General features: G+C 69.4%; 22 protein-coding genes. 10 read left to right on the forward strand and 12 right to left on the reverse strand.

Features of this window, described 5'->3' with window-relative positions:
* Together ACWD6R_RS31440 and ACWD6R_RS31445 are read left to right on the forward strand one after the other, a co-directional pair.
* A partial coding sequence (locus ACWD6R_RS31440) for a penicillin-binding transpeptidase domain-containing protein (protein ID WP_451821803.1) occupies positions 1–751 on the forward strand: 751 nt, incomplete at its 5' end.
* A gap of 246 nt (positions 752–997) precedes the next feature.
* A complete protein-coding gene (locus ACWD6R_RS31445) occupies positions 998–4,492 on the forward strand; it encodes a hypothetical protein (protein WP_451821804.1) in 3,495 nt (1,164 codons plus the stop codon).
* Positions 4,493–4,608: 116 nt separating this feature from the next.
* Here the strand turns inward: ACWD6R_RS31445 and ACWD6R_RS31450 are convergent, their stop codons facing one another.
* Positions 4,609–5,256: an HAD family hydrolase gene (locus ACWD6R_RS31450; protein WP_451821805.1), complete on the reverse strand. Its 648-nt coding sequence runs from the start codon at positions 5,254–5,256 to the stop codon at positions 4,609–4,611.
* 273 nt (positions 5,257–5,529) lie between these two features.
* Here ACWD6R_RS31450 and ACWD6R_RS31455 point away from each other — a divergent pair, with 273 nt between their 5' ends.
* A complete protein-coding gene (locus tag ACWD6R_RS31455; RefSeq protein ID WP_451821806.1) occupies positions 5,530–6,408 on the forward strand; it encodes an NmrA family NAD(P)-binding protein in 879 nt (292 codons plus the stop codon).
* A 227-nt stretch (positions 6,409–6,635) separates the two neighbouring features.
* Here the strand turns inward: ACWD6R_RS31455 and ACWD6R_RS31460 are convergent, their stop codons facing one another.
* On the reverse strand, positions 6,636–7,082 hold the full coding sequence (locus tag ACWD6R_RS31460; RefSeq protein WP_451821807.1) for an SRPBCC domain-containing protein: 447 nt from the start codon (positions 7,080–7,082) through the stop codon (positions 6,636–6,638).
* Positions 7,083–7,299: 217 nt separating this feature from the next.
* Here ACWD6R_RS31460 and ACWD6R_RS31465 point away from each other — a divergent pair, with 217 nt between their 5' ends.
* Both ACWD6R_RS31465 and ACWD6R_RS31470 read left to right on the forward strand, forming a co-directional pair.
* Positions 7,300–7,965 carry a DUF2975 domain-containing protein gene (locus ACWD6R_RS31465; protein WP_451821808.1) on the forward strand — a complete coding sequence of 222 codons (666 nt, stop codon included), beginning with the start codon at positions 7,300–7,302 and terminating at the stop codon, positions 7,963–7,965.
* Positions 7,965–8,228, forward strand: a complete 264-nt coding sequence (locus ACWD6R_RS31470) for a helix-turn-helix domain-containing protein (RefSeq protein ID WP_393303880.1) — start codon at positions 7,965–7,967, stop codon at positions 8,226–8,228. Before ACWD6R_RS31465 ends, ACWD6R_RS31470 begins: the two co-directional genes overlap by 1 nt.
* Positions 8,229–8,337: 109 nt before the next feature.
* Here ACWD6R_RS31470 and ACWD6R_RS31475 read toward each other — a convergent pair whose 3' ends face one another.
* The 3 genes from ACWD6R_RS31475 to ACWD6R_RS31485 form a co-directional block, all read right to left on the reverse strand.
* On the reverse strand, positions 8,338–9,276 hold the full coding sequence (locus tag ACWD6R_RS31475) for a helix-turn-helix domain-containing protein (protein WP_451821809.1): 939 nt from the start codon (positions 9,274–9,276) through the stop codon (positions 8,338–8,340).
* Between the two features lie 296 nt (positions 9,277–9,572).
* A complete protein-coding gene (locus ACWD6R_RS31480) occupies positions 9,573–9,695 on the reverse strand; it encodes a DUF397 domain-containing protein (RefSeq protein ID WP_451821830.1) in 123 nt (40 codons plus the stop codon).
* Between the two features lie 22 nt (positions 9,696–9,717).
* On the reverse strand, positions 9,718–10,044 hold the full coding sequence (locus ACWD6R_RS31485; RefSeq protein WP_451821831.1) for a DUF6281 family protein: 327 nt from the start codon (positions 10,042–10,044) through the stop codon (positions 9,718–9,720).
* Positions 10,045–10,269: 225 nt separating this feature from the next.
* On the opposite strand from ACWD6R_RS31485, the gene ACWD6R_RS31490 reads away from it, so the two are divergent.
* A complete protein-coding gene (locus ACWD6R_RS31490; RefSeq protein WP_451821810.1) occupies positions 10,270–12,849 on the forward strand; it encodes a bifunctional FO biosynthesis protein CofGH in 2,580 nt (859 codons plus the stop codon).
* A 685-nt stretch (positions 12,850–13,534) separates the two neighbouring features.
* Here the strand turns inward: ACWD6R_RS31490 and ACWD6R_RS31495 are convergent.
* Together ACWD6R_RS31495 and ACWD6R_RS31500 are read right to left on the reverse strand one after the other, a co-directional pair.
* Positions 13,535–18,064 carry a carboxypeptidase regulatory-like domain-containing protein gene (locus tag ACWD6R_RS31495; protein WP_451821811.1) on the reverse strand — a complete coding sequence of 1,510 codons (4,530 nt, stop codon included), beginning with the start codon at positions 18,062–18,064 and terminating at the stop codon, positions 13,535–13,537.
* A gap of 248 nt (positions 18,065–18,312) precedes the next feature.
* The gene (locus ACWD6R_RS31500; RefSeq protein ID WP_451821812.1) at positions 18,313–18,504 is read right to left on the reverse strand and encodes a helix-turn-helix domain-containing protein; all 192 of its coding nucleotides are present in this window, start codon (positions 18,502–18,504) and stop codon (positions 18,313–18,315) included.
* A 155-nt stretch (positions 18,505–18,659) separates the two neighbouring features.
* Here ACWD6R_RS31500 and ACWD6R_RS31505 point away from each other — a divergent pair, with 155 nt between their 5' ends.
* On the forward strand, positions 18,660–18,953 hold the full coding sequence (locus tag ACWD6R_RS31505) for a hypothetical protein (RefSeq protein WP_451821813.1): 294 nt from the start codon (positions 18,660–18,662) through the stop codon (positions 18,951–18,953).
* A 75-nt stretch (positions 18,954–19,028) separates the two neighbouring features.
* Here the strand turns inward: ACWD6R_RS31505 and ACWD6R_RS31510 are convergent, their stop codons facing one another.
* Complete coding sequence (locus tag ACWD6R_RS31510) at positions 19,029–19,229, reverse strand: DUF397 domain-containing protein (RefSeq protein WP_451821814.1); 201 nt, start codon at positions 19,227–19,229, stop codon at positions 19,029–19,031.
* On the reverse strand, positions 19,226–20,050 hold the full coding sequence (locus ACWD6R_RS31515; protein WP_451821815.1) for a helix-turn-helix domain-containing protein: 825 nt from the start codon (positions 20,048–20,050) through the stop codon (positions 19,226–19,228). Before ACWD6R_RS31515 ends, ACWD6R_RS31510 begins: the two co-directional genes overlap by 4 nt.
* Before the next feature lie 145 nt (positions 20,051–20,195).
* Here ACWD6R_RS31515 and ACWD6R_RS31520 point away from each other — a divergent pair, with 145 nt between their 5' ends.
* Positions 20,196–20,561, forward strand: coding sequence for a sulfatase (locus ACWD6R_RS31520; protein ID WP_451821816.1), 366 nt, complete (start codon positions 20,196–20,198; stop codon positions 20,559–20,561).
* A 40-nt stretch (positions 20,562–20,601) separates the two neighbouring features.
* On the opposite strand, the gene ACWD6R_RS31525 is transcribed toward ACWD6R_RS31520, so the two are convergent.
* Positions 20,602–20,886, reverse strand: a complete 285-nt coding sequence (locus tag ACWD6R_RS31525; protein ID WP_451821817.1) for a hypothetical protein — start codon at positions 20,884–20,886, stop codon at positions 20,602–20,604.
* Positions 20,887–21,076: 190 nt separating this feature from the next.
* Here ACWD6R_RS31525 and ACWD6R_RS31530 point away from each other — a divergent pair, with 190 nt between their 5' ends.
* Positions 21,077–22,192, forward strand: a complete 1,116-nt coding sequence (locus tag ACWD6R_RS31530; RefSeq protein WP_451821818.1) for an ADP-ribosylglycohydrolase family protein — start codon at positions 21,077–21,079, stop codon at positions 22,190–22,192.
* Between the two features lie 70 nt (positions 22,193–22,262).
* On the opposite strand, the gene ACWD6R_RS31535 is transcribed toward ACWD6R_RS31530, so the two are convergent.
* The gene (locus ACWD6R_RS31535; protein WP_451821819.1) at positions 22,263–23,045 is read right to left on the reverse strand and encodes an SDR family oxidoreductase; all 783 of its coding nucleotides are present in this window, start codon (positions 23,043–23,045) and stop codon (positions 22,263–22,265) included.
* An 80-nt stretch (positions 23,046–23,125) separates the two neighbouring features.
* Between ACWD6R_RS31535 and ACWD6R_RS31540 the strand changes: the two genes are divergently transcribed.
* Positions 23,126–23,965 (forward strand): hypothetical protein, encoded by an 840-nt coding sequence (locus tag ACWD6R_RS31540; RefSeq protein WP_451821820.1) that lies wholly within the window; start codon positions 23,126–23,128, stop codon positions 23,963–23,965.
* Positions 23,966–24,072: 107 nt separating this feature from the next.
* Here ACWD6R_RS31540 and ACWD6R_RS31545 read toward each other — a convergent pair whose 3' ends face one another.
* Positions 24,073–24,279: a DUF397 domain-containing protein gene (locus ACWD6R_RS31545; RefSeq protein WP_266984619.1), complete on the reverse strand. Its 207-nt coding sequence runs from the start codon at positions 24,277–24,279 to the stop codon at positions 24,073–24,075.
* Positions 24,280–24,350: the final 71 nt, after the last annotated feature.

The following is a 24,350-nucleotide window of genomic DNA, read 5'->3' on the forward strand; positions in this document are numbered from 1 at the left end:
TACTCCTTGGGCACCGACAGCGGCAGCCGGTTCGGCGGATACTTCGGCATCGGACGGACTCCTTCCAGGAGTCGCAACCACCGATGGAAACCGCCACTCCTGCAACAACGTCTTCCTCGACGCGGCGTCCAAGGTCGGCGCGGACAAGATGCGCGGGACGGCGGAGAAGTTCGGTTTCAACTCCGACGTCTACTCGGACGAGTTCGGCGACATGCTCGCCGCCAAGAGCCTCTACCCGACCGGCCTGGACAAGCCCGGAACCGCTCTGACCGGCATGGGTCAGGGCAGCCTGACCAGTACACCGATGCAGATGGCCATGGTGACAGCCGCTCTCGCCAACGACGGCAAGCTGATGCAGCCCTACCTCGTCGAAGAGCTGCGCGGTCCCGACCTGTCGGCCCTGGAGAAGAACGAGCCGAAGCTCAAGAGCCAGGCCGTGTCCGAGGGAACGGCGAAGAAGGTCCAGGAAATGATGGAGTTCACCGCGAAGGAAGGCAGCGCGCAGCGGGCCCTCATCGACGGGGTCACGGTCGGCGGCAAGACCGGCACGGCGCAGCGCGGAGTGAACGTGAAGGACAAGGTGCCGTACGGCTGGTTCGTCTCCTACGGCAAGAAGCCCGACGGGCAGTCGGTGGCGGTCGCGGTGTTCATCGACCCGACGGACATGGACATCTCCCGCACCGACATCTCGGGCGGACGGCTGGGCGCGCCGATCGCGAAGCGCGTGATGCAGGCGGTGCTGGGCAAGTAGTCCCGCCTCCACCTCCGACGGGGCCGTCGTGCTCCGCCCCAAGGCTTTCCGGGGTGCCTCGCGGAGTGGGCCTGCCCGCATCCCGGCGGGAATGAGTATCTGATCGGTGGAGTATCTGTGCGATCATCGCGTGCATTCTTTACGCACCACACACATGTGGTGTGCGCCTGGGACCGTAGCGCGTTCGCGCGTCGTCCGTGAAGTCCCGGCGCGCACCCTTCACTTCACCGGTCCGGGGGGAACGGAATGCCCAACTACCCATGTAAGGGCGCGAGATCCGCGGCGTACACCGCCCTGCTGCTCGCCCTGTCGGTCCTGGTCTCGCTGCTGATCCCCGCAGGCGCCGCCCAGGCGTACGCCGGTGCGGCGGCCCCCGCGGCGAAGGCAGCCACCCCGGCCGACGAGAACTGTGCCGCACTGCCTCTGTCCGCCTTCGGCGAAGCCGCCCCGGCGGAAGGCGCCGTGACCATCCCCGCGAACGGGACGGTCTGCCTCACCGTCACGGCCGAGGCGCCCGGCCTGCACAAGATCGTGCTCGCCGACAGCGCGCCGAACACGTACGCCCATGTCTTCGACGGCGAGACGGAGATCGACTGCTACGACCCCGAGTGGGGCGCCGGCTGGTGCGAGCTGCCCCGTGCGGGTGCCTTCACGCTCCGGCTGACGAACAACTGGCCCGAGCCGGGCAACCCCACCGTCGCCGTCGTTCCCCTCGGCACCACCAAGGGCTGCGCACCGGAGATCAGCACGGCCTGGGACACCGCACCCGTCGTCGGCTCGGCGACCGGGGCGAACGCCGTCCAGTGCCAGCCGTTCGCGGGCAAGCCCGGTGAGCGGATCACCCATACGATCAAGACGACCGTGTACGGCGGGAGCCTGTCCTGGATCACCGACGAGACCGGTGCCCGGATCTGCCCGCACTTCAACGAGGACGACAGCGACGGCTGCGTACTGCCCGGTGACGGCCCCTACCGGGTCCTCTCCCAGGTCATCGAGGCCGAACAGGGCTTCCCCGCCGAGTACACCCTTACCGTCCGGCGCATCTCCGACCCGGTCGGCTGCACCCACGTCCCCCTGAACGGATACAACTCCGCACCCACGACCGCGGTCCCGGCCAGCGGCTGCAAGACCTTCACCGCCCCGGCCGCCGGACGCTACAACGTGTACGCCGTCCACGGTGGCGCCCGTTCGGTGCTCGCCGTGTACGACCGGGACGGCAAGACAGTCTGTACCACCTGGAACGGCTGCGACCTCCCCGCCGGTGATTACACCGTTGTCACCGACCACCCGACCCTCATCCTCGACGGCTCCGCCACCACCGGCTGCGAGCCCGTCGAACTCGGCCTGTACCGTTCAGCGTTCGCAGCGGCCGGTGAGATCGACTGCCTGTCCCTGCCGCTTTCCGCGGACGCCCGCCTTGCCGTGCTGAAGGGCCTCAGCGGGTCCGGGCCGAGCCCCGAAGTGACCGTCGTCGACGCCGACGGCGTACAACGGTGCGACTGGAGCGACCTCTCGGCAGGTACGTGCGCACTCACCGGCAAGGCCCCGTTCCGGGCCCTGGTCTCCACCGACAGCGAGTCGAATCCGACCGGCCCATACGCGTTGGCCCTGCACCGCACCGACGCAGCGAGCGCCTGCGCGGCCATTCCGGCGGGCGACTTCACCGCGACGAGCCCGGCGGCCCGGTTCTCCACGGGCGACGGTGTCTTCTCGCACTGCCTGACCATCCCGGCCGACGACCACAGCACCCAGGAGAACCTCCAGCTCCAGGCGGTCCCCGGCACCACGTCCACCGCCGCGTTCACCGTCCTGGACCCCCACGGCAAGCAGGTCTGCTCCGTCTACTCGTCCCTCTCCGCCTGGACGACCTGCGACCTGGCCCCCGGTGTAGCCCACACCGTGCTCGTCACCGGCCGTGACACCGCTGCCGACTACACCCTGACCCGCCGCGACGTCACCGCGACCGCGAAGGGCTGCACCCCGAACCCGGCGGCGAAGGTCGGCGGTCCGTCCACGGGCGGCGCGATGGGAGCCCCCGGCGAGCTGCGCTGCCGTCAGGTCACCACCGCCGACGCCAAGGACATCCTGCACATGGACGTCCGCGACGCGCTCGGTACCGCGAACGTGGTGGTGTACGGCGCGGACGGTACCGCTCTGTGCAACAAGAACCAGGCGTGCGCCGTCACCGGCTCCACCCGCTACCAGGTCCTGGTCACCGTCCGGTCGGGGCTGGAGGCCGCCGACTCGTACCGCTTCGACGCCCTTCACATCGCCGGCGCGGCAGGGCCGGCCGCCGAGTGCGAGAAGGTTCCCAACGTCGCCTTCGGATACGGCCCGATCACCGGCACCCTCGACGAGCAGCACACCGCCGTCTGCGCCGCGCTGCCCACGGGGTACCGCGACTACTTCGAAATGAAGATCAGCGACACGACGGGCGCCACCGAGACAGCGGTACCCGCGCTGTACGACCCGAGCCTCGGCAACGGCTGTATGCGCTTCATCCCGACCGGCTACGACTGCGCCGTGAACGAGCCGTACACCAAGGAGACCACCCCGAGCATCCTCGTCCTCTCGCTGCCGGAGAAGGCATCGAAGACCTCGTACGAGGCCGAGGCGGTCTGCACGTCCGTCCTCTGCGGTACGGAGAAGGTGACCATCGGGGAGATCACCCCGGCCACCGGGGCCAGCGGCACGAAGGCGACGGTTCAGCTGAGCGGCACGTCCCTGCACAAGGACGACGAAGTCGTGCTGTCGCTCAACGGCAAGCAGATCACTTCGACCACCACCGCTGTTTCGGCGGACCGGAGGACCCTGACGGCCGTCCTCGACCTGACCGGGGCCGCCGTCGGCACCTGGAACGTCGGCGTCAACACCCACAACGGGTGGGGGTACCAGCGCGGCAGTTTCACCGTCACCGCGGCCCCGCTCAAGAACAGCGCACTCCCGGCGATCACCGGCACCGCCAGGGTCGGTGACCGGCTCACCGCGTCCACCGGCACCTGGACGCCCGTCCCGGCCTCGTACACCTATCAGTGGAACGCCGACGGCAAGGCGGTGTCCGGCGCGACCGTGTCCACGTACACCGTCCCCGCGACGCTGCTCGGCAAGAGGCTCACCGTGACCGTGACGGCTCACCGCGCCGACACCCCGGACGTCACGGCCACCTCGGCGACGGTCACGGCCACCCAGGGCGTGGCCCCCCGGGCCACCACGGCCCCGAAGATCACCGGCACCGCGAAGGTGGGCGCCAAACTCACCGCCGCGAATGGCGGTTGGACGCCCGCCGCCACCTCCTACGCCTACCAGTGGAAGGCGGACGGCAAGGCGATCAAGGGCGCGACCGCGTCCACGTACACCGTCCCCGCGACGCTGCTCGGCAAGAAGGTCACGGTCACCGTCACGGCCCGTCGCATCGGTCACGCCAACGGCTCCGCGACGACCGCCCCGGTGAAGATCGCCGCGGGCAGCGCACCGAAGGCCACCAAGGCGCCCACGATCTCCGGCACGGCGAAGGTCGGCCGCACCCTCAAGGCCGCCCATGGCACCTGGACGCCCGCCCCCACCTCGTACGCCTACCAGTGGTACGCGAACGGCAAGGCGATCACGGGAGCCACCAAGTCCTCGTTGACGCTCAAGTCCGCCCAGCGCGGCAAGAAGATCACCGTGAAGGTCACCGCCCGCCGCACGGGTCACACCAGCGGCTCGGCCACCAGCAAGGCGACGAAGGCGGTCGCCCGCTGACATCGGCGGTGCGAGCGGAAGGGCCGGGCGCCTCACCTGTGGAGGTGCGCCCGGCCCTTTCGCGTACGGGTATGGTCCGCCTGCTGCTCCGCGATTGCCTCATGCAGGCGTGACGCTCAGATTTCGGACAGGAGCATCGGCAGTCTGCGCATGTCGTCGAAAACCACGGTGTCCTGGCCTTCCAGCCAGTGCGCGGGGGTCAGCCCACCGGCGTAGCCCAGCGACCGCATCCCGGCCGAACGGGCGGCCTGGATACCGTACTTGCTGTCCTCGACGACGACGCAGGCGGACGGCTCGACCCCCATCCGCCGGGCCGCGTGGAGAAAGAGATCGGGGGCGGGCTTGCCGCGTGCGACCTCACTGGCGCTGAAGATCCGGCCCTCGAAGCGGGAGTGGAGCCCGGTGTGGCCGAGGGTGTGACGCATCTTCTCGTGGCTGCCGCTCGACGCCACGCAGCTGGGGAGCGTGAGGGCGGCCAGCGCCTCGTGGATGCCGTCGACCGCGGTGAGTTCGGTGTCCACCGCATCGCGGTGGAGTTGCTCGAACCGCTCCTGCCAGACCGGGGCCCGGCCCGGCAGGCGGGCGTCGATCAGTTCGCCGATGGACGCGTTCGACCGGCCCACGAACTTCTCGACGACCTCGTCCTCCGTCAGCGCCCAGCCCAGCTCGGCGCCCACTTGGACCTGGACGCGCACAGCGATTCGTTCGCTGTCGACGAGCACGCCGTCGCAGTCGAATATGACGAGTTCAAGGGGAGTGGCCATCCGGACAGGATAGGGACGCCGACGGTCAGCGAAGGCGCGAGGAGGACAGGATCGATGCCAGGTGGCGTTCGGCCGGCAGGCCTCGCGCAGTTCTGCCAACGCCGGAGCACTCGTCATCACGTTCCCGCTCCCACCTGTTCCGCCCGGCCGGTAACGATCACCACAGGCAGAGACCCCGGTGGTAGCGGCCGACAGGAGGTGCGGGGCGTCGGCTGTGCAGTCTCCGGGGGCCTCCCGGTGGCAGGTCCGGCCGTTGCTGGTAAGCATGTACGCATGTCCCTTGATCAGAGAGAACCCCTGCCCATCGCGGTGCTCGGTGCGACCGGCGGCCAGGGCGGCGCGGTGGCTGCCGCCCTGCTGGAGGCGGGGCGTGCCGTGCGCGCCGTGGTGCGTGATCCCGGCAGCGGGCGGGCCAGGGCGCTGGCGGCGGCCGGAGCGGAGGTCGTCCCCGGGGATCTGTTCGACGCGGCTTCGCTCGCCGAGGCGTTCCGGGGCACGGCGGCCGCGTTCGCCGTCACTACCCCGTTCCAGGACGGTCTGGACGCGGAGGTGGCCCAGGGCGCGGCGATCGTACGGGCCGCTGCGGACGTCGCACTGCCGCATCTGGTGCTGGCCTCCGTCGCCAGTGCGGACCGTGGCACCGGCGTCCCGCACTTCGAGACCAAGGCCAGGACCGAGGAGCTGCTCGCCGACTCCGGACTTCCGGCGACGGTGGTGGCACCGACCTACTTCTACGACAACGCGCTGGGCGCGCTGGACGAGGTCGCCGCCGGCCTCCTCGCCATGCCGCTCCCCGGTGACACCCCTCTCCAGCAGGTGGCACGGCAGGATCTGGGCCGTGTCGTGGCCGCGGTCGTGGCGGATCCGGACCGCTGGACCGGGCAGCGGATCGAGGTCGCGGGCGACGATCCCACACCGGTCCGGATGGCCGAGGAGATCGGACGGGCCGCCGGCGGCCCGGTCGCGTTCCGGCAGACGCCATTGGAGGACCTGCGCACCAGCAGCCCCGACATGTTCGCCATGTACGGATTCCTGGCGAACACCGGTTACCAGGTGGACCTGGAAGCGCTGCGGGCGCTGTTCCCCACCGTCCCCTGGACCTCGTACGCCGCATGGACGGACGCCCAGGAATGGCCGACGCCTCGCGGGTGACCCCGCATCCCGCTACTGCGGTCGCACCCCACGCGTCCAGCACCGCGCCGCGCCGTGCCGTGCCCGGCGTCCCGGACCGCTGCTTCGACACGGGCGAAAAAGCTCCGGCCAGGTAGACGACGGCGACGGTCACGCCGTTGCTGCGGCGGTCGCCGGCCGGGCGCCGGCGCAACGGGCCCGGCGGCAAGCGGGTGCCGCCGGACCCGGTCACGACGCCGGGGAGCGCGTCAGGAGGCGAGTGTCTCCGCATGCGCCTTGATGCCCTTGAGGTAATCGGACTCGGGATAACTGCTCGCGGCGTGTTCGTACGCCGGATTGCCGTCGCTCCACTGGTCGACGGTCAGTTCGAGTTCCGTCGAGTCCCCGTGGGGTGTCAGCCGGTGGGCCATCCGGCAACTGGTCTCGGCATGCTTCTCGTTGTGCGCCGCTCCCGGATGCTGGATGTAGGTGAACTCCCTGAGCGGATCGAACACTTCGATGTCGCCGTAGACCTGCACGATCCGTTCGCCGTCGCGGCCGTAGCCGACGAAGTCCACGCGGCTGCCGACCGCGAAGGACGACTCGATCAGGCAGCCGAAGAGCGTGGCCTTCGTTCCCTCCGACGTGGTCAGGGTGTCCCACACCTGCTGGGGACTCGCGGCGATGGTGACCGTGTAGCGCAGAGGCTTTGTCATGGGGGAAGGCTAGGACGCGGCTCTGACAGCGGGGCGTATGCGGCTCACTGAAGCCCATGGGGCATTCCGAACTCGGCGCCGGCGTCTGGAACATGTGCGACCAGGCCCCGCCTGCTCGCGATGCGCGTTGACGGATGCTCAGAAGTGTTGACCACTGATGCAGTTGCTCTTATCGTTCTTCGATAACATCGATATTCGATATGAGGGGTGGTTGCTGGTGTCTGCTGAGGTAAAGAGCTCCACGTCGCATGACGGCCGTGCCGAGGCCAGGCTGCTGGAGCCGGTCGCCACTATGGTCCGGGGCGTCTACCGGCTGTTTCTCGTGGGCCTCGTCGTCGGCGCCGTGGGACCCCTGGTCGGCACCCAGCTGCGCCTGACGTGGGGCGGTCCGTACGTGTGTGCCGAGTCCCGCTCGCAATTCAGCACGGACGGGTTCACCGACAGGTTCCGACCCCATGCAGGGGCCGAGGCCATGGCCCGCCCGTCGTACTGCACCGATCACGCCGACAGTGCCCAGCGGCTGTTCGACTTCCTCGGCGGCTTCCCCTCGTTGCTGCTGGTCCTGGGCATCCTGTTCCTGCTCAACCGCTTGATACAGGGCGCGTCCCGCGAGGGAGTCTTCACCGCACGGACCGTGAAGCACCTGCGGGTCGCAGGCTGGTGGCTGCTGCTCGGCTGCCTGGTCGCAGAGGTGGTGGAAGCCGGCGCGCATGCAGCGCTACTGTCGACCCTGGCCCAGGATTACACCTTCAATGCGGGCGCCTGGCTGAACACCTGGCAGCCGCCCTTCGCACTCGTCTTCACAGCTCTGGGCATCCTCACGTTCGCCCGCATCATGCGCGCCGGGGTGGCCATGCGGGAGGATCTGGAAGGAACGGTGTGATGGCGCCGGACGACAACGACAGCCACGCGATCGAGGTCCATCTCGATCGCATGCTCAGCGAGCGCGGCATGACCCTCGCGGAGCTCGCCTCCCGGGTTGGCGTGACCAACGTGAACCTGTCCATCCTGAAGAACGGCCGGGCCCGCGCGATCCGCTTCACCACGCTGACCCGCATTTGCGAGGTCCTCGACTGCCAGCCGGGCGACCTGCTCACGCACCGGAGCACCGAAGATGAGCGCGGGCGCCCACCGACAGCCCTCTGAGACGGGCCGGGCCAACGCCGTGGGGCGATTTCCCACGAGCCACATGGCTGCCCACTGCTTCACACCGCTCGGTCGCTGACCCGTGCGATCACCTACCCCTTGGAATGGATCATCTGGGCGACGGGTGGGTGGGGGCGTCGGTCCGGCAGTCTTGGCAGTGGCCAGGGCCTGGTGAGCGGAAGGCGCGTTCGCAGCCGTCGCAGGTCTGGAAGGGCGTCACCTCCCGGCGTACCGGGGTGAGGGGGAGCGGCGGTGGAAGGAACACGGCGAGGCGGTATTTGAGTAGTTTCGCGGGGTGCTTGAGGGGCACGGGGAGGTCGGCAGTCAGAGCACGCCTGATGGTCTCGGGGGTGGTTTCGCGTTTGAGCCAGGCGGCGACGGCCGGGCTGAGATCGTCGACGTCGCGCTCGGAGAGGATCAGCTGCGGGGTGTCCCGGCGCAGGTCGGCGAGGAGATCAGCGGCGGTGCGGAGCAGCTCGGCGCCGGTGGCGTGGGGTGCGGGGAGCGGCGGGGGCGGCGCTTCGGGCCGGTCGGGAGCCAGGGGTGCAGGCAGCTGCGATACGGGTGCGGGCGACGCGACCGGTTTGAGCGCCGCACACGGCTCGGGTGCGGGAACCGGGCGTCCGGGGCGCGGCCTCGGTCGGGGCTGTGGCTTGGGTGCCGTGGGTGCGTGCGGGGTGGCGCCCGGCTGGTTGTACGAGCAGGTGCGGGTGACGACGCGGCCGTCGGGGAGGCGTTCCCGGGTGCGCTGGAGGTAGCCGTGGGCTTCCAGCTCGCGCAGGGCGGCGGCGATGCGGGCCTCGCTGTCCGGGAAGCGTTCGGCGAGGGCCTTGATGCCGACCTTTGCTCCGGCGGGCAGCGACTGGATGTGCAGGCCGAGCCCGATCGCGAGGAGCGAGAGCTCCCGGTGCTGGGCGAGATGGTTGCCGACGACCGTGAAGCGGCTGGTGTGCCGGGAGTTGATGTGCACGACGCCGGACGACGGCGCGGCGCCCCCGGGTACGCGGGACGGGGCGTGCGAGGGCACGCTAACCTGCTGGGTATCCATCGGGAAGCCTCTTACTTCCTCGGTGGTCAGGCCCTCGATCGGGATTGCAGTCCCGGCCGGGGGCCGACGCATGTCTGGGGTTGTCGCGGCGAGCATATGCCAGCCAACCGGTGCGACATCCAGCTCAGTTGGCGAACCTCACCCGTGTGAGTGACGGGCCGGGTGGGGTGGGGTTGGGTAGGTTTTTCTCCCCAGGGCCTTAAAAGCTTTTCTGTGTCGTGGGCCGCCGCGACGAGGTCGACCAGGTCGTGGCCGACCGGGTCGCGGCTGTCGCGATCCGGTGGATCCCGGGTGGCTCAGCCCTGCTGCGCGTACGCGACGAAGGTGGACCAGATGGCGAGGGCGGCGTCGAGGCGGGGGCCCCGGCGGTTTTTGGAGTCACGGATGTGGATGGTGGTCTGGCAGGTGGCGACTTCGATGCAGGCTCGTTCACGCTCCGCATCATGAGCCGTCCACCAGTTTCTGTACCGCGGGCGGGAGGTCTGCGCCGGAGTAGGCGGCGAAGAACGAGGCCTCCGCGGGTGTGTCCCCGACTGCGATGGCCACCTCGGGCGAGATGCCATGCACCTCGTAGGCAGTCTGTGCAGTCCCCGTCTCATCGGTTCTGTCCTGGCCGCCGGTGTCGTCGCAGGGAGGTTGGGTGGCGACGCCGAGCTTTGCCCCGACCGTGAAGTCGACGTTCGCCACGTCTTGGTACGTTCGTTCCTGGTAGGTGAACCGGTTGACGCAGGAACCCGATGCCGCCCCGCCGCTGCTGCTGTCAGCCATGCACGCGGCTGTCGAGATCACCATGCTCGCCGCTAGCAGCACGCCCGCGGATCGCCCGGTCCAGTTCATGTGCGTTCCTCCAGTCCGATTGACAAGCACCTGCCGAGGCAAGCCGGCAGCTCTGATGTTCAGTTGACGTAGGTAACCCGGTTCGGGTTCCCCTGTCGCGGGTGACCCGGTGGAGGCCCCGGTCCGGGGCGGGGGCCTCGCTCGTATGCTCGGTTCATGACCGATCCTCTGCGCGGACGCCCGACCACCAACTCCATGCGGCGCGCGCTCAAACGGGCCCGTGACGGTGTCGCCCTCGATGTGACCGAGGCCGCCGTCCTGCTCCAGGCACGCGGCGACGATCTGACGGACCTTGCCGCGTCCGCCGCCCGGGTGCGGGACGCGGGCCTCGAAGCCGCGGGCCGGCCGGGCGTCATCACGTACTCGCGCAAGGTCTTCATCCCGCTGACCCGGCTCTGTCGCGACAAGTGCCACTACTGCACCTTCGTCACTGTCCCCGGCAAGCTCCGCAAGGCCGGGCACGGGATGTTCCTGTCGCCCGACGAGGTGCTGGACATCGCCCGCAAGGGCGCGGCCATGGGCTGCAAGGAAGCACTGTTCACGCTCGGCGACCGGCCCGAGGACCGCTGGCCCGAGGCGCGGGAGTGGCTGGAGGCCGAGGGGTACGACGACACCCTCGCGTACGTACGCGCCATGGCGATCCGGGTCCTGGAGGAGACCGGCCTCCTCCCGCACCTCAACCCGGGCGTGCTGACCTGGACCGACCTTCAGCGGCTCAAGCCCGTCGCCCCCTCCATGGGCATGATGCTGGAGACGACGGCCACCCGTCTGTGGTCCGAGCCTGGCGGCCCGCACCACGGCTCCCCGGACAAGGAACCGGCCGTACGCCTGCGCGTCCTCGAAGACGCGGGCCGCTCCAACGTCCCGTTCACCACCGGGATCCTGATCGGGATCGGCGAGTCGTACGAGGAGCGCGCCGGCTCCCTCTTCGAGCTCCGCAAGACCGCCCGCGCCTACCACGGCATCCAGGAAGTCATCGTCCAGAACTTCCGCGCCAAGCCGGACACGGCGATGCGCGGCATGCCGGACGCCGAGCTGGAGGAACTGGCCGCGGCCATCGCCGTCGCCCGGCACATCCTCGGCCCGTCCGCCCGCATCCAGGCCCCGCCGAACCTCGTCGACGCCGAGTACGCGCTGCTCATCGGGGCGGGGATCGACGACTGGGGCGGCGTCTCCCCGCTCACGCCCGACCATGTGAACCCCGAACGGCCCTGGCCCCACATCGACGAACTGACGGCCAGGACAGCCGAGTCGGGCTTCACACTCCGCGAGCGCCTCACCATCTACCCGGAGTTCATCCAGCGCGGCGAGCCCTGGCTCGACCCCCGCCTCCTCCCGCACGTCCGCGCCCTCGCCGACCCGGAGACGGGCCTCGCGAAGGACGCGATTCCCGTCGGCCTGCCCTGGCAGGAGCCCGACGAGGAGTTCGGCGCCACCGGCCGCACCGACCTGCACCGCACCATCGACACCCAGGGCCGCACCGGCGACCGCCGCGAGGACTTCGACGAGGTGTACGGGGACTGGGAGGCGCTGCGCGAGGCCGCCGCCCCCGGCATGGTCCCGTCCAGGATCGACACCGACGTGAAGGCCGCGCTCGGCCAGGCCGCCGACGACCCGACGAAGCTCACCGACGACCAGGCCCTCGCCCTGCTCCACGCGGACGGCCCGGCACTCGACGAACTGTGCCGTATCGCGGACACGCTGCGCCGCGACGTGGTCGGTGACGACGTCACGTACATCGTCACCAGGAACATCAACTTCACCAACGTCTGCTACACCGGCTGCCGGTTCTGCGCCTTCGCCCAGCGGCGCACCGACGCCGACGCGTACACCCTCTCCCTGGACCAGGTTGCCGACCGGGCCGCGCAGGCGTGGGACGTCGGCGCGGTCGAGGTCTGTATGCAGGGCGGCATCCACCCGGACCTGCCCGGCACCGCGTACTTCGACATCGCGCGGGCGGTGAAGGAACGCGTCCCCGGCATGCATGTGCACGCCTTCTCCCCGATGGAGGTCGTCAACGGCGCGACCCGCACCGGCATGTCCATCCGCGACTGGCTGATCGCGGCGAAGGAGGCCGGGCTCGACTCGATCCCGGGCACGGCGGCGGAGATCCTGGACGACGAGGTCCGCTGGGTCCTGACCAAGGGAAAGCTGCCGACGGCGACCTGGCTGGAGGTCATCAGGACGGCTCACGAGGTGGGTCTGCGCTCCTCCTCCACCATGATGTACGGGCATGTCGACCAGCCCCGCCACTGGCTCGGCCATCTGCGGACCCTGGCCAACCTCCACCAGGAGACCGGTGGTGTCACGGAGTTCGTGACGCTGCCGTTCATCCACACCAACGCGCCGGTCTACCTTGCGGGCATCGCCCGCCCCGGCCCGACCGACCGCGACAACCGCGCCGTCACCGCCATGGCCCGGCTCCTGCTCCACCCGCACATCACCAACATCCAGACCAGCTGGGTGAAGCTCGGCGCGGAGGGCGCGGCCGAGATGCTGCGCTCGGGCGCCAACGACCTGGGCGGCACGCTGATGGAGGAGACCATCTCCCGGATGGCGGGCTCCGGTTACGGCTCGTACCGTTCCATCCAGGACCTCGTAGCGATCGCGGAACTCGCGGGCCGCCCGGCGAAGCCGCGTACGACGCTGTACGGGGAGGTGCCGCAGGAGCGGGTGGCGGCGGCTGCCGCGTCCGACGGACACCTGCCGGAGCTGCTTCCTGTGCTGCCGAACTGAGCCGAATGCCCCCAGCCCGGCCGCGACGCCGCTCGATGCAGCAGATCATCGAGGACCGCAGACGAGCCTCGTTCATCGGCGAGGCGCGGGCTGAGCGAAGGGGAGTGACGCTTCGAATGAGTGAGCTATGCGTGGTGCGTGCCGGTGTCCGTCCGCGGCGTGCCGGACCTGCGGCACTGTCAGTTCCTCCGAATGCAGAGGGGGAATCGCATGCGCCGATTCGCAGTCCTGTCCGCTGTGGCCGCCGGGCTCATGGCGGCATTTCCCACAGTCGCGGTTTCTGCCGAGCACACCGCCCCTGGAGTGCAGTAGGCATACGACATTGGCAGGTTCGCAACCGTAGGTGACTACGTGGGCGACCAGGCGCGGCAGACCGCACCGCTCGGTCAGTCGCATGACCGGAATGAGCCCGGCGTGCGCGATCAGATTCGGGTCATCGAACGCAGCGGAGACCGCTGCCGGAGTATGGGAAACTTGCATCTCGGAAGTGCCTTGCTGATCGTGCGTGCTGGAAGCCTGAAGAACTCCCATCATCGCAGGTCGCAAGGCACTTCTTCGTTTTCCCAAAAGTTACCCACAGGCACCAACTCGGTGGATCAAGGCTTAGTAACCTCCATCAATTTTCGATGGAGACGGGCCGGGCCCGCGCCGGTGAACGGCGCGGGCCCGGTGGATCAGACTCCTCTCAGCAAGCGGTGGGGCGGAGCGCGAAGTTGGTGGTCACCGCCTCGCCCGCCTTGAGGTTCACCATCCTGGACTGCGGCTTCCAGCCATCCTGAGCCGCGATGATCTCGACTGGGTTGTCCCTCGGAGCCCAGATGACATACCGGCCATCCGCATCGGTCTTCAGGGTGTGGGTCCAGCCCTTCTTGCCGTTGATCTGGACGGTCGCCCCGCGCAGCGCGGTGCTGTTGCCACGGCAGTCGACGCCGGTGACGACGCCCGTCGCCTTGCCCCAGTCCTTGGGCGGCTGCACGGTCATCGTCACGTCGATCGGTGCCACGGGCGGGGTGTCCGACTTGATGCCGAGCTGGGCGGTGTACTTGCCGGGCTGCTGCACGCCCGCCGCCGTGGAGGCCTCAAACGTCACGTTCACCGTGATGCTCTGCCCGGGCTGCAGCGTCGCCGAGGTCGGGGACGCGGACAGCCACGGTACGTCGGTGACAGTGGCGCACTGGTCGAAACCGGGCAGCAGTTCGCTGTCCGGCGTCGGGGTGAAGCCGCCGGTCGAGCCACCGACCTTGACGAACCCGCACGCCGCACCCGCCCGGTAGCGGGGGAAGTTGGCGTTGGGCAGTGCCGACCAGGAGTTGGCCGCCGGGTCGTATGCCCAGCCCTGGTTGGTGACCGTGGCGGAGTTGTTGATGACACCGGTGGAGACCAACAGCAGGCCGTTCGCGGTGTCCGCGGCCGCCCCCCAGAGGTCGACCGGCAGGTCGGCCATCTGGGTCCAGGCGTTCGCGCCCGGGTTGTAGGCGTACGTGCTCTTCAGCGTCGTCGGCCCGTTGCCGCCGGCGCAGTAGAGCGTGCCGTCGATCCCGCCGCAGCCCTGCCACGCCACCGCGACCGGGTACGCGGCGACCGTGGTGAACGTGTCGGCCCCCGGGTTGTACCGGACGGTCACATTGGACTTGTTGCAGGTTCCGTCCACGCAGCCGCCGACCAGGTAGATCTGGCCGTCGACCACCCCGATGCCGGGCGCGGCCCGCGGGGCCGGGTTGGTGCCGGCCCGGGTCTCCCACGCGTTGGTACCGGGGTCGTAGGCGTAGACCTTTGCCGACAGGTTGCCCGCCGGGTCCCAGCCACCGAAGACGTAGAGCTTGCCGTCGACGAACGTCGCTGCCGGCTTCTCCAGGGCCGCCGGCATGTCGGCGATCTTCGTCCAGGTGTTCGCCGCCGGGTCGTACACGTAGCTGTTGGCGAGGTTGGCGGCACCGTCGGTTCCGCCAACCGAGTACACCTTTCCGTCGTACGCGGCCACGGCGTTGTCCATGACCTTGATCGGGTAGTTGGCCGTGTTGATCCACGGCGGCGCGTACGGGGTCGGCTCCAGGACGTCGCCGGGCTTGCTGTCGCCCCGCCAGGCGGGCGATACGCCGCCCCCCTTGACCCGGATGTTCTGCAGGCGCGCGCCACGCCTACCGAGGATGTCGGAGTTGCCGGCCCGCTCGTTCAGCTCAAACGTGGCCGGTGCGGTGCCGTCGTTGCGGATTGTCGTCGTCGCCGTCTTGGTCTGGCCCAGCGTCAGGCTGCTCTCCACCGATGGCGGGGTAATGGTCAGCCGGCCCGACTTGAGCGCGAAGTCCTCCCGCGTGGCCCGGTCAGCCGCCACATCTATCGTGGACGTGACCGATTTGTACTGTTTTTTCGCCCCGGTGAACGGGTGGTTCCCGGTCAGGGTCGAGAACATCCAGTAGAAGCCGTCGCCGAGTTTGACGTCGTCCGGAGTCGGCCCGGTCACCGCCTTCTCCGCCGGCTTGTCCTCGCTGGTCACTGTCGCATCGTTGAGCCCGGCGCCGGTGTTGCCGTCCAGCACCCGGCCGACCACCAGACCACCCGGGATCGGGTCGCAGGTCCGGTTGACGATCGACACGTTGTCCAGCTCCCACCACCATGCGTAGGTGGCCTGGTAGTGGAACCGGATCCGCACGTCGGACTTCCCGGCCGCCTGCGGCACCGGGATTTCCTCCAGCACCGGACCACGCCGGCTGGTGCTGGTCCAGTGCGACACGTTCTTCCAGGTCGTGCCGTCGTCAACGCTCACGTCGACGTCGGCGAACCCGCCGAGCGCCCGGTAGTCGCTGTTGAACCGCAGCACCGGTGCCGGTACGGCGGACAGGTCCATCGCCGGGGTGATGAGCGCGGTGTCCATCGGCTTGCCGGAACCGGCGTTGTCGCTGTCCGCGATGGCGTACTTGCCGCTGCCGCCGGTGAGGTTGCCCCGGTTCTTCGGGTCGGTGAAGGCCCAGCCGCCGTTGGGGGTGGTGTTCACCACGCTCCAGTCGGCCGGCGTCTCCCCGGACTCGAACTGCTCGGTGACGACCGGTTCGCCGTAGCTGGTCTTGTACCCGGTGGCGTCGCAGGAGGTCTCGACCGCCAGGTCGAAGTTCCGCACCAGGTTGCTGTCACTGACGGTGATTTGTGCCGTGCCTTGCTGGTAAGACGGGTACATCGCCTTGACCGTCAGGCCGTACTCGGCCCCCTGCGGCAGATCGACGCTGTACGCGCCGGTCGCCGGGTCGGTGAAGACCGGGCCGCCTGGCTTGCCGGCCACGTCGATGCGCGCGTAGAGCGGCCAGCCGTGCCCGGAGCCGTCCTTCACCACGCCGCTGACCTTGCGCAGCGGAACCGGGTCGAGCGCGAAGCTCGCCGTCACCGTGCCACTGTCGGGCACGGTCACCGTCGCGGACTTCGACGCGTAGCCGAATGCCGAAGCGGTCACCTCGTGCTGACCAGCCGGCAGGGTCAGCTTGTACTCGCCCTGGTCGTCGGTGACGGTGCCGCTACCGCCGACGCGTACCGTCGCACCGGCGATCGCTCCGCCACCGGACTTGGTGACCTTGCCGGTCACCTCACCCCGCGGGCCGTTCACGCAGTTGGGGAACTTCATCGCACCGATGCGGGTCTGCCAGTTGGCGGAGCTGGTCTGGGACATGTACTCGGAGGTGAACCAGAACGTGCAGCCGTCCGTCGGGTCCACCGACATCGAGCTGTAGTCGCCCCAGCGGGCCGCCGAGTGGGTCTGTGCGCCGGTCCCGGCGATCAGGGTCCGCTCGCTCTGCCCCAGTTCGCCTAGCGGGTCACCCGAGAGTCGCCCGGCCACCCGGATCGACGGGAAGGACGTGCTGCCCGATGACGAGTAGCCGATGGCCATGTTGCCGGTGACGTCCATGGCCGCGCTGGCCATCCACCGGTTCTCGCCGTCCGGCGCATAGGTGCCCTGCTGATGGATAGCCCAATCGGTGGGCGAGTTGCTGCGCAGTTCGTACCACCGTGCGCCGGCGTGGTCGCCGCCGACATCCACGGTGTGGTTGAGCACCATGGAGGCGTGGTCGCCGAAGTTGCGGTAGGCCGCCCGGTACATCAACCGGTCGGCGATCGCGTCCAGCCGCGCCGAGGTGCCCTGCTGCGGGATGCAGGACCGGGCGCCGTTGCACATGTTCGAGTCGAACGGTGCGGTCTCCAGGGACCGGTTCGGGGCCAGGTTGTTGCCGAAGGTGGAGTTCGCCGGGTTGGTCCAGTCGACGTGGAAGTCCCACATCAGCAGCCGGTCGGTGGGCGAGGTGCCCCACGCGTCGTCGTCGAACATGGAGAACGGGTTGGGTGCCCCGGCCGGCGGCGCCTGACCCTCTGCGTCGGCGGGCAGCAGGCCGCCGAAGTCCGGACCGAGGTGGAAGTACACCATCCGGGCCGGCTGGCCGGCGAGCATCTTCTCCCGCTCGAACGCCACCGCTCCGGCGCCGACGAAGGACGGCGCGAACTCGTTGGTGGTCATGTAGTAGGCGTCCGGCCAGATCCCGTACTTCGGGTAGTCGTTCATCCGGGTCTGGTGGTAGAGGAAGTCGTACCGGTAGAAGGCCCCGGTCGGGTCCGGGGTCTGCGAGATCGCCATGCACTGGTGGTTGCCGGCGGATCCGCCCGGCAGGGCGAACTGGGTGATCATCCAACGATCGGCGGTCTCGTCGTAGAGGACCACCGGGTCGCCGTCGTTACTGGTCTCGCACGGTCCGCCGAAGCCGGCGAAGACCGCATTGCCCGGCAGTGGCCCGAGCAGCTTGTTGCCGCTCTTGTCGAACACGGCGTAGTGGAGGTTGACCATCTGGACGTAGTGGTTGGGGCCGACATCGCCGTTGGTGTCCGGCGGAAGCACCCCGTCGACGTTGCCGACGCCCTCGAAGTTGGCCTTGAACTCGGGTACCTGGCTGGCGGTGAAGCCACGCTGTACCTGGCCGCTGCCTTCCTTCGCGGACGGGTTGACGGCGGCGCGTTCCAGCGAACGGGCCGGCTGCGCGGAGGCCTTGGCGCTGCTGCGCTTGGTACCGGCAGGCTTCGCGGAGATGTCACGCAGCTTTGGGGAGAGGTCGTGTTGCGCCGCCTCGCGTACGTCCGCCTTCGCGGCCGGCCGGGCTGCGGGTGCGGCGGGCACCGTGTCGGCGGGCTTCGCCGCGGCTGGTAGGCCACCGACGAGCAGGGCCAACATGGCCAGAACTGCCACCAATGGTCCCGCTCGTAGAATTCTTCGTCGTGTGAGTCGCATGGGACATTTCCTCCTTGCCGAGGCAAACCGGATGTCTCAGACCACCTGGGGGTTTGGGCTACAGGGGTTCGTACTCGTCGTCCGGGTCGGTCCCGAATGACATGTACCGGTAAAATCGCACCGTGCAAACAGTAAAGAGAACGTAAGGCCTGCTGAGTAGAGTGATTTCCGGACATACGTGGGACCAGAGCCCGGACTCATCTGCCTCAGTCGTTGAGCAGCCGCCACGCGGTGAGGGCGAGCCTGGCCCGCATCAGCCCTGTGGGCTCGGTCAGTTCGATGCCCAGGGTCTTTGCGGTCGGTTCGAGTCGGCGGGCGACGCTGCTGTGGTGCAGGTGGAGAAGGTCGGCGGCTCGGCGTAGGGAGCCGGTGGCGCAGTAGGCGTCCAGAACCTCCATGTCTTCTGGGTTGCCTGCGATTCGGGCGACGGCGGCCACGTCGGCGTTGTCGCGTGAGGCGTCCTGAGGTATCTCGGCCAGCAGGGCCAGCGCGCCCAGGTCGGTGTAGCGGATGACGGGTTCGCGCGGGTGGTGAAGCGGAGGGCGGTGCGGGCTTGCCGCCAGGATCGGTCGGGGCTTCCGGTGCGATCTGTCGGCAAGCCCGCACCGCCTGGCCGCAGCTGAGGCGGCTGCACGTTCGCCACCGCGGAGCCTTCGCCTACGTGGAGGCGGAACTGGCAGACGGCGAACGGGCCAGGCTGATGCGCCTGCGCTACGACGGAACCGCCAGCAGGTGGGGCTTTGCCCTCTACTACGCCAGCAGCGACCGCTACGAAGACTCCTTGCTGCCCACCGGCGGCTTCACCGGCACCCCCGGCTCGCGGTCGGCTCCTCGCAGACGACCATGACGACTGGGGCGAGCCCTGAATTACCGGTCCGCGATACGCAACAGCATCGCGGGCCGGTCGGGACGAGGGCGGGACTCAGCGTCCGGCGGCGAACGCCACGAAGACGCTCCAGGCCGGTGCGGCGATGACGAGTGCGGGGCCGGTGGGGATCTTGCTGTCGCGTACGGGGACGAGGCCGGGGAAGTCGTCGGCCACCTCGACGCAGTTGTTGGCGCCCCCGTCGCTGTAGCTCGACTTGCGCCACACCGCGGTGCTGAAGTCGGGGATACGGCTCATGATCTGTGCTCCTCCAGGACGCCCCTGATGAACGCGATGGAGTCCGACGGGGGCAGCGCCAGATCCCGGAGCCGATCGTAGGACAGCCGATAGCGCGTGATCTCGGCCGGATCTTCGATCAACTCGGCGCAGCCGTTGCCCTCGGTGTAGGCAACCGCGCTGCCGTCGGCCTGCCACAGCAGCGTCAAGGAACCGTCCATCAGGTGGTGTGCCCCCGCGGCGAAAGGGAGAACCTGGAGGACGGCCGACGGCGTCTCGGCCATGTCGATGAGATGGGCCAGCTGCTCTCCCCACGCCTTGGCGTCCTTCACCGGGCGGCGGAGCGCGTGCTCGTCCATGATGATCCTGACGGACGGGGCGGGCTTGCGGCGTAGCAGTTGCTGCCGTCCGATTCGCGCTATGACCTGCTCTTCCACCAACTCCGCCTCGTCGTCCGTTTCCTGCGCCCCGGACAACAATTCGCGGGCGACGGCTTCGGTCTGCAAGATCCCCGGAATCCCCAACGTGAACAAGTGCATGATCTGGGCGGCCGGTTCCAGCCGCATGAACTCCTTGTACTTGTCCTTGAAGACCTCCCTGCGGGCCGCCTTCCACAGCTGCACCAGCAGCCCCCCGGACTCGTAGTGCCGGTCCAGGTCCTCCATGACGGCGAGCTTCGAGAGCCGCTGACCCATCTCCAGCCGGTACAGATAGCTCTTGTCGTAGCACGTCTCCTCGGCGAGCCGGCCCAGCGACTTGCCGGACTTCTCCCTCAGGTAGCGCAACGCGCGCCCCAGCGCCGCACGCCCCGACTCCTCGTCCACATCAGCGACTTCGGCCATGTCGGCCCCTCCCTGTTGCCCTGTTCGCAGGCAATCGCGTGCCTCTGCCGAGCGTAGGGCGACGGGCGTGACGATGAGGGCACGAACGGTAATCACCACCCCTGCGAGCCGTTCCCCCACCCGACCCTCGCCGTAAGGAACCGTCATGGCCGATGCCCCGCTCCGTCTGCTCCCCTGGATGTCCCCCGAAGGCAGGCCCTGCTACCTCAGCACGGACAAACCCGACAGCAGGCTCTCCGGGCTGGCCGACGAGGTGGAGGGCGATCAACTCGACTGCGGGGAGGCGGTCGTGGCGGGAGCCGAGGCCGTACTCGCCGACCAGGCGGCCGGTGAGCTCGCGGTCAGGTTCGCGCTCACCAGGGCCATCGAGTCACTGCGCGAAGTGCTCCGGGTCGCGGAGAGCAGGGGTGCGCGCATCCCGGACGGGTTCTGTGCCATCGACGAGGAGACCTTCGACCTGGCGGGTTCCGCCACCGACGAAGTCGTTCGCGCGGCCGTGGCCGACGGCTGAGGCGGCGCGGACGACAGCGGATCGGAATCAGAGCCGAGGCTCAGCGGAAGCCCAGCATGCCGGGGAGCACCTTCTCGGCTGCCATCGCGTACACATTGGCCAGGACGTCCGGCGCCTGGTCGAACTCCTCGTCGGTCAGGGTGCAGCCCATGCGGTCACGCAGCACCTTGCGGGTAGTGGCGACCCGCTCGGCGATCTGAGCCGCGGTGGGCTGCTGGGCGGCCAGCTGGCCGACGAGCCGGCCCAGGCTCAGCCCGCGCTCCTTGGCCAGCTGGGCGAGATGGTCGCGCGTCTCTTTCGGCACCTGGATGGTCGTAGTGGCCATAGTTTCACCATAGAGCCGCTACGGCCCATGGTGACGGTTGTCCCGCGGTACGGAAATCCCCGGAGAATGCCGTTCAAAAGTGATCGCAGGATCTACTCCGTACATACGGTTCAGGCCCACAGCTCACCGTTCCCGTTCGATTACAGTGCTGCGCAGTCGCACGCGAGCGGGCCGACGGGGAAGGGGCGCGGTGAGCACAGGAGCCACAGCCATCTGGGGCCGCGCCGAACAGCAGGACTTCCGCAGCCGGGTGCGCGGCTGTCTGCTGGGCGGTGCCATCGGCGACGCGCTCGGCGCAGCCGTCAGCGGGCTCTCGCTCGAAGAGATCCGCGCGGCCCATGGCGCCGAATCCGTCACCGACTTCGTTCCCGTCCACGGCAGACGCGGTGCGGTCACCGCCGTCACCCAGCTCACCCTGTTCACCGTCGATGGGCTGATCCGCGCCCAGGTCCGCCGCGACACAGGCGCCTGGCACCCGCCCACCGACGTGCACCGCGCCCATTTGCGCTGGGCTGCCACCCAGCACGACTGGGGGCCCGACGAGCGCCGCAAGGACAACGGCTGGCTCGCTCAGCAGGAGTGGCTCTACGCCCGCCGCGCCCCCACCCGGGAATGCCTCAACGGCTTCGGTGACGCCACCATGGGCACCCTCGACCAGCCCAAGCACCCCGCCGCGCGCGACTCGGCCGCCCTCGCCCGCTCCGCCCCCTTCGGACTGCTGGTGGGCTGGGAACCGCAGCTCGTCCTGCAACTGGCCGTCGAATGCGCCGCCCAGACCCATGGCGACCCCACCGCCCTGCTCTCCGCGGGCGCCCTCGCTGTCGTGGTGCACGGACTGGCCCGCGGCGAGACGCTGGACGGCTCCGTCCAGCAGGCCCTGGCGCTGCTCGCCGAGCGCCCCGGCCACGAACAGGTCACCGACGCCCTGCGGCAGGCCCTCGGCTCCGTGCGCCAGGGCATCCCGGGCCCGGCCCTCATCGAGAGGCTGGGCGACACGGACTCCGCCGAGGAGGTCCTCGCCGTCGCCGTGTACTGCGCACTGGTCGGCGAGGACGTCCGGCACGGGCTGCGGCTCGCGGTGAACCACAGCGGACCTTCCGCGGCCACCGGAGCCCTGTGCGGGGCGCTGCTCGGCGCGCTGCACGGCGAGACCGCGCTGCCGCCCGCCTGGCTCGCCGAACTGGAGGGCCGGGCCACGCTCCTCGAACTCGCCGACGACTTCGCCATGGAGATGACCCAGGGACCGGCGCTCCACAGCCCGTCGGCTGCTGCCCCGGGCTGGCTCACCCGCTACCCACGCGGCTGACCGACGTACCCCACCCCTTGCACCCGGCATCGGTGCATCAGCACCTCGGCGCCCTCATCGCTGCGGCGCCTCAGCGCATCAGTTCGCCTGCGTTGACCAGCAGGGACTGCCCGGTGATCGCCCGCGCCCGGTCGGAGGCCAGGAACACCGCCGCCTCCGCCACATCGCCGTCCGTGGCCAGCTCCGGCAGCGCCATCCGTTCGGTGAGTCTGCCCAGCACCTCGGCCTCCGGCACGCCCTCGGTGTGCGCGGTGAACTGCACGTACGCCTGCACCGGCGGACCCCACATCCAGCCGGGCAGCACGGTGTTCACCCGGATCCGGTGCGGGCCGAACTCCCGCGCCATGGAGTACATCGCCGAGGTGAGCGCGCCCTTCGACGCCGCGTACGCCGCCTGCTGCACCTGGGAGGGCGCGGCGACCGACGACTGCGTGCCGATGACGACGACGGAGCCTCCCCGCTCCTTCAGTCCGGGCAGGCAGGCGCGCGTCATCCGCAGCGTGCCGAGCAGATTGACATCGATCACCGACTGCCAGGTGGCGAAGTCCGCGTCCTCGACCCCGCCGAAGTAGCTGTCCCAGGCCGCGACATGGACCACCGCGTCGATCCGCCCGAACCGCCTCAGCGCCAGCGCGGCGAGAGCCTCGCACTGTGCCTCGTCGGTGATGTCGGTGGCCAGATGGGCGGTGTGCCGGCTCCCGGGGTCGATCTCGGCGGCCGACTTGGCGAGATTGGCCGCGGTGCGCGCTCCGAGGACGGCGCTGCCGCCGTCCCGTACCACCATCGCCGCGATCTGATGCCCCAGCCCGGCGCCCACGCCGGACACGATGACGGTTCTTCCCGCGAGCAGCATCGGGTGCCTCCCGGCTCTGGCAGTTCTTCTGACGGGGCGTCAGAGTAGGACGCCGTAGCGGAGTACGGAAGGGGAACGGCATGGGTGACGAGACGCGCAGCGATACGTACGCCGAACTGGCCGCGCTGGGGCCGTACGGAGTCCATCCCGGCCACGCGCTGATCACCATGGTGGAACCGCACCCGGGTCATGAGTACGCGTACAACCACTGGTACGAAAACGATCACTACTACGCAGGCGCGATGGCGATGCCCTGGATGTTCGCGGGGCGGCGCTGGGTGGCAACCCGGGAGCTCCAGGAGCTGCGCTACCCGGAGAAGTCCGCGGTCGCACAGCCGGTCGGCGCCGGGTGCTATCTGTCCACGTACTGGGTGACGGACGGGCGCTACGACGACCACATGAAGTGGACCGTCGGGATCAACAAGCGGCTGAACCGGGACGGCCGGGTCTATCAGGACCGCACGCATGTGTTCACCGCGTTCCAGGGCCACGAGGCGACGGTCTACCGGGACGGCGCCGCCGGGCCCCGGGACTATCACGCCCTCGACCATCCGTACCGCGGACTGATGCTCCAGGTGATCGACGCCGAAGGGGCTGGGCAGCGGGCGGAGTTGCTGGAATGGCTGCGCTCCCGGCATCTGCCGAAGCGGCTCGGCGGCTCACCGGCGGCGATGGTGACCGTCTTCCGGCCCACGCCGCTGCCGGGCGACCGGATGACCTATGTGAAGCAGGTCGAGGGCGTCGACACCCGGCTCACCCTGCTCTGGTTCCTCCAGGAGGACCCGCGGGAGTGCTGGACGGAGCACTTCACCGGGCTCGACGCGGCGGTTGCGGAATCAGGTCTGGGGCGGGTGGAGCTGGTCGCGCCGTTCATCCCGACCGTGCCCGGCACGGACAGGTACGTGGATCAGCTGCGCTGAACGGTCCGTCCGGCGGTGGGCCCCCTCGGCCAGGACGGCGGACCGGTCGAGAGGGCTTCCTGCGGCACCGTTTCGGTGCCGCACCGCATTCTGTGGGTGGGCATGGGTCAGACGTCGACGGAGCCCTTTGCGATGTCGGACACGAAGGCGTTCCACGCACCGGGCACGAAGGTGATCGAAGGACCCTCGGGGGCCTTCGAGTCGCGCACCGCGATCGACTGGACGAGGGGGGACTTGACCTCGACGCAAGCGCCGTTACCCCCGGAATACGACGACTTCGTCCAATTGTCCGTGGCACCCTGACGAATAGCCATGTTCACTCCGGTTCGGATTCAGAGAGTTGTGTGAGTCGCGCCAACTGCGTATCTGTTGGCGTGATCGACGC

This window comes from Streptomyces sp. NPDC005151 (genome assembly GCF_053599875.1).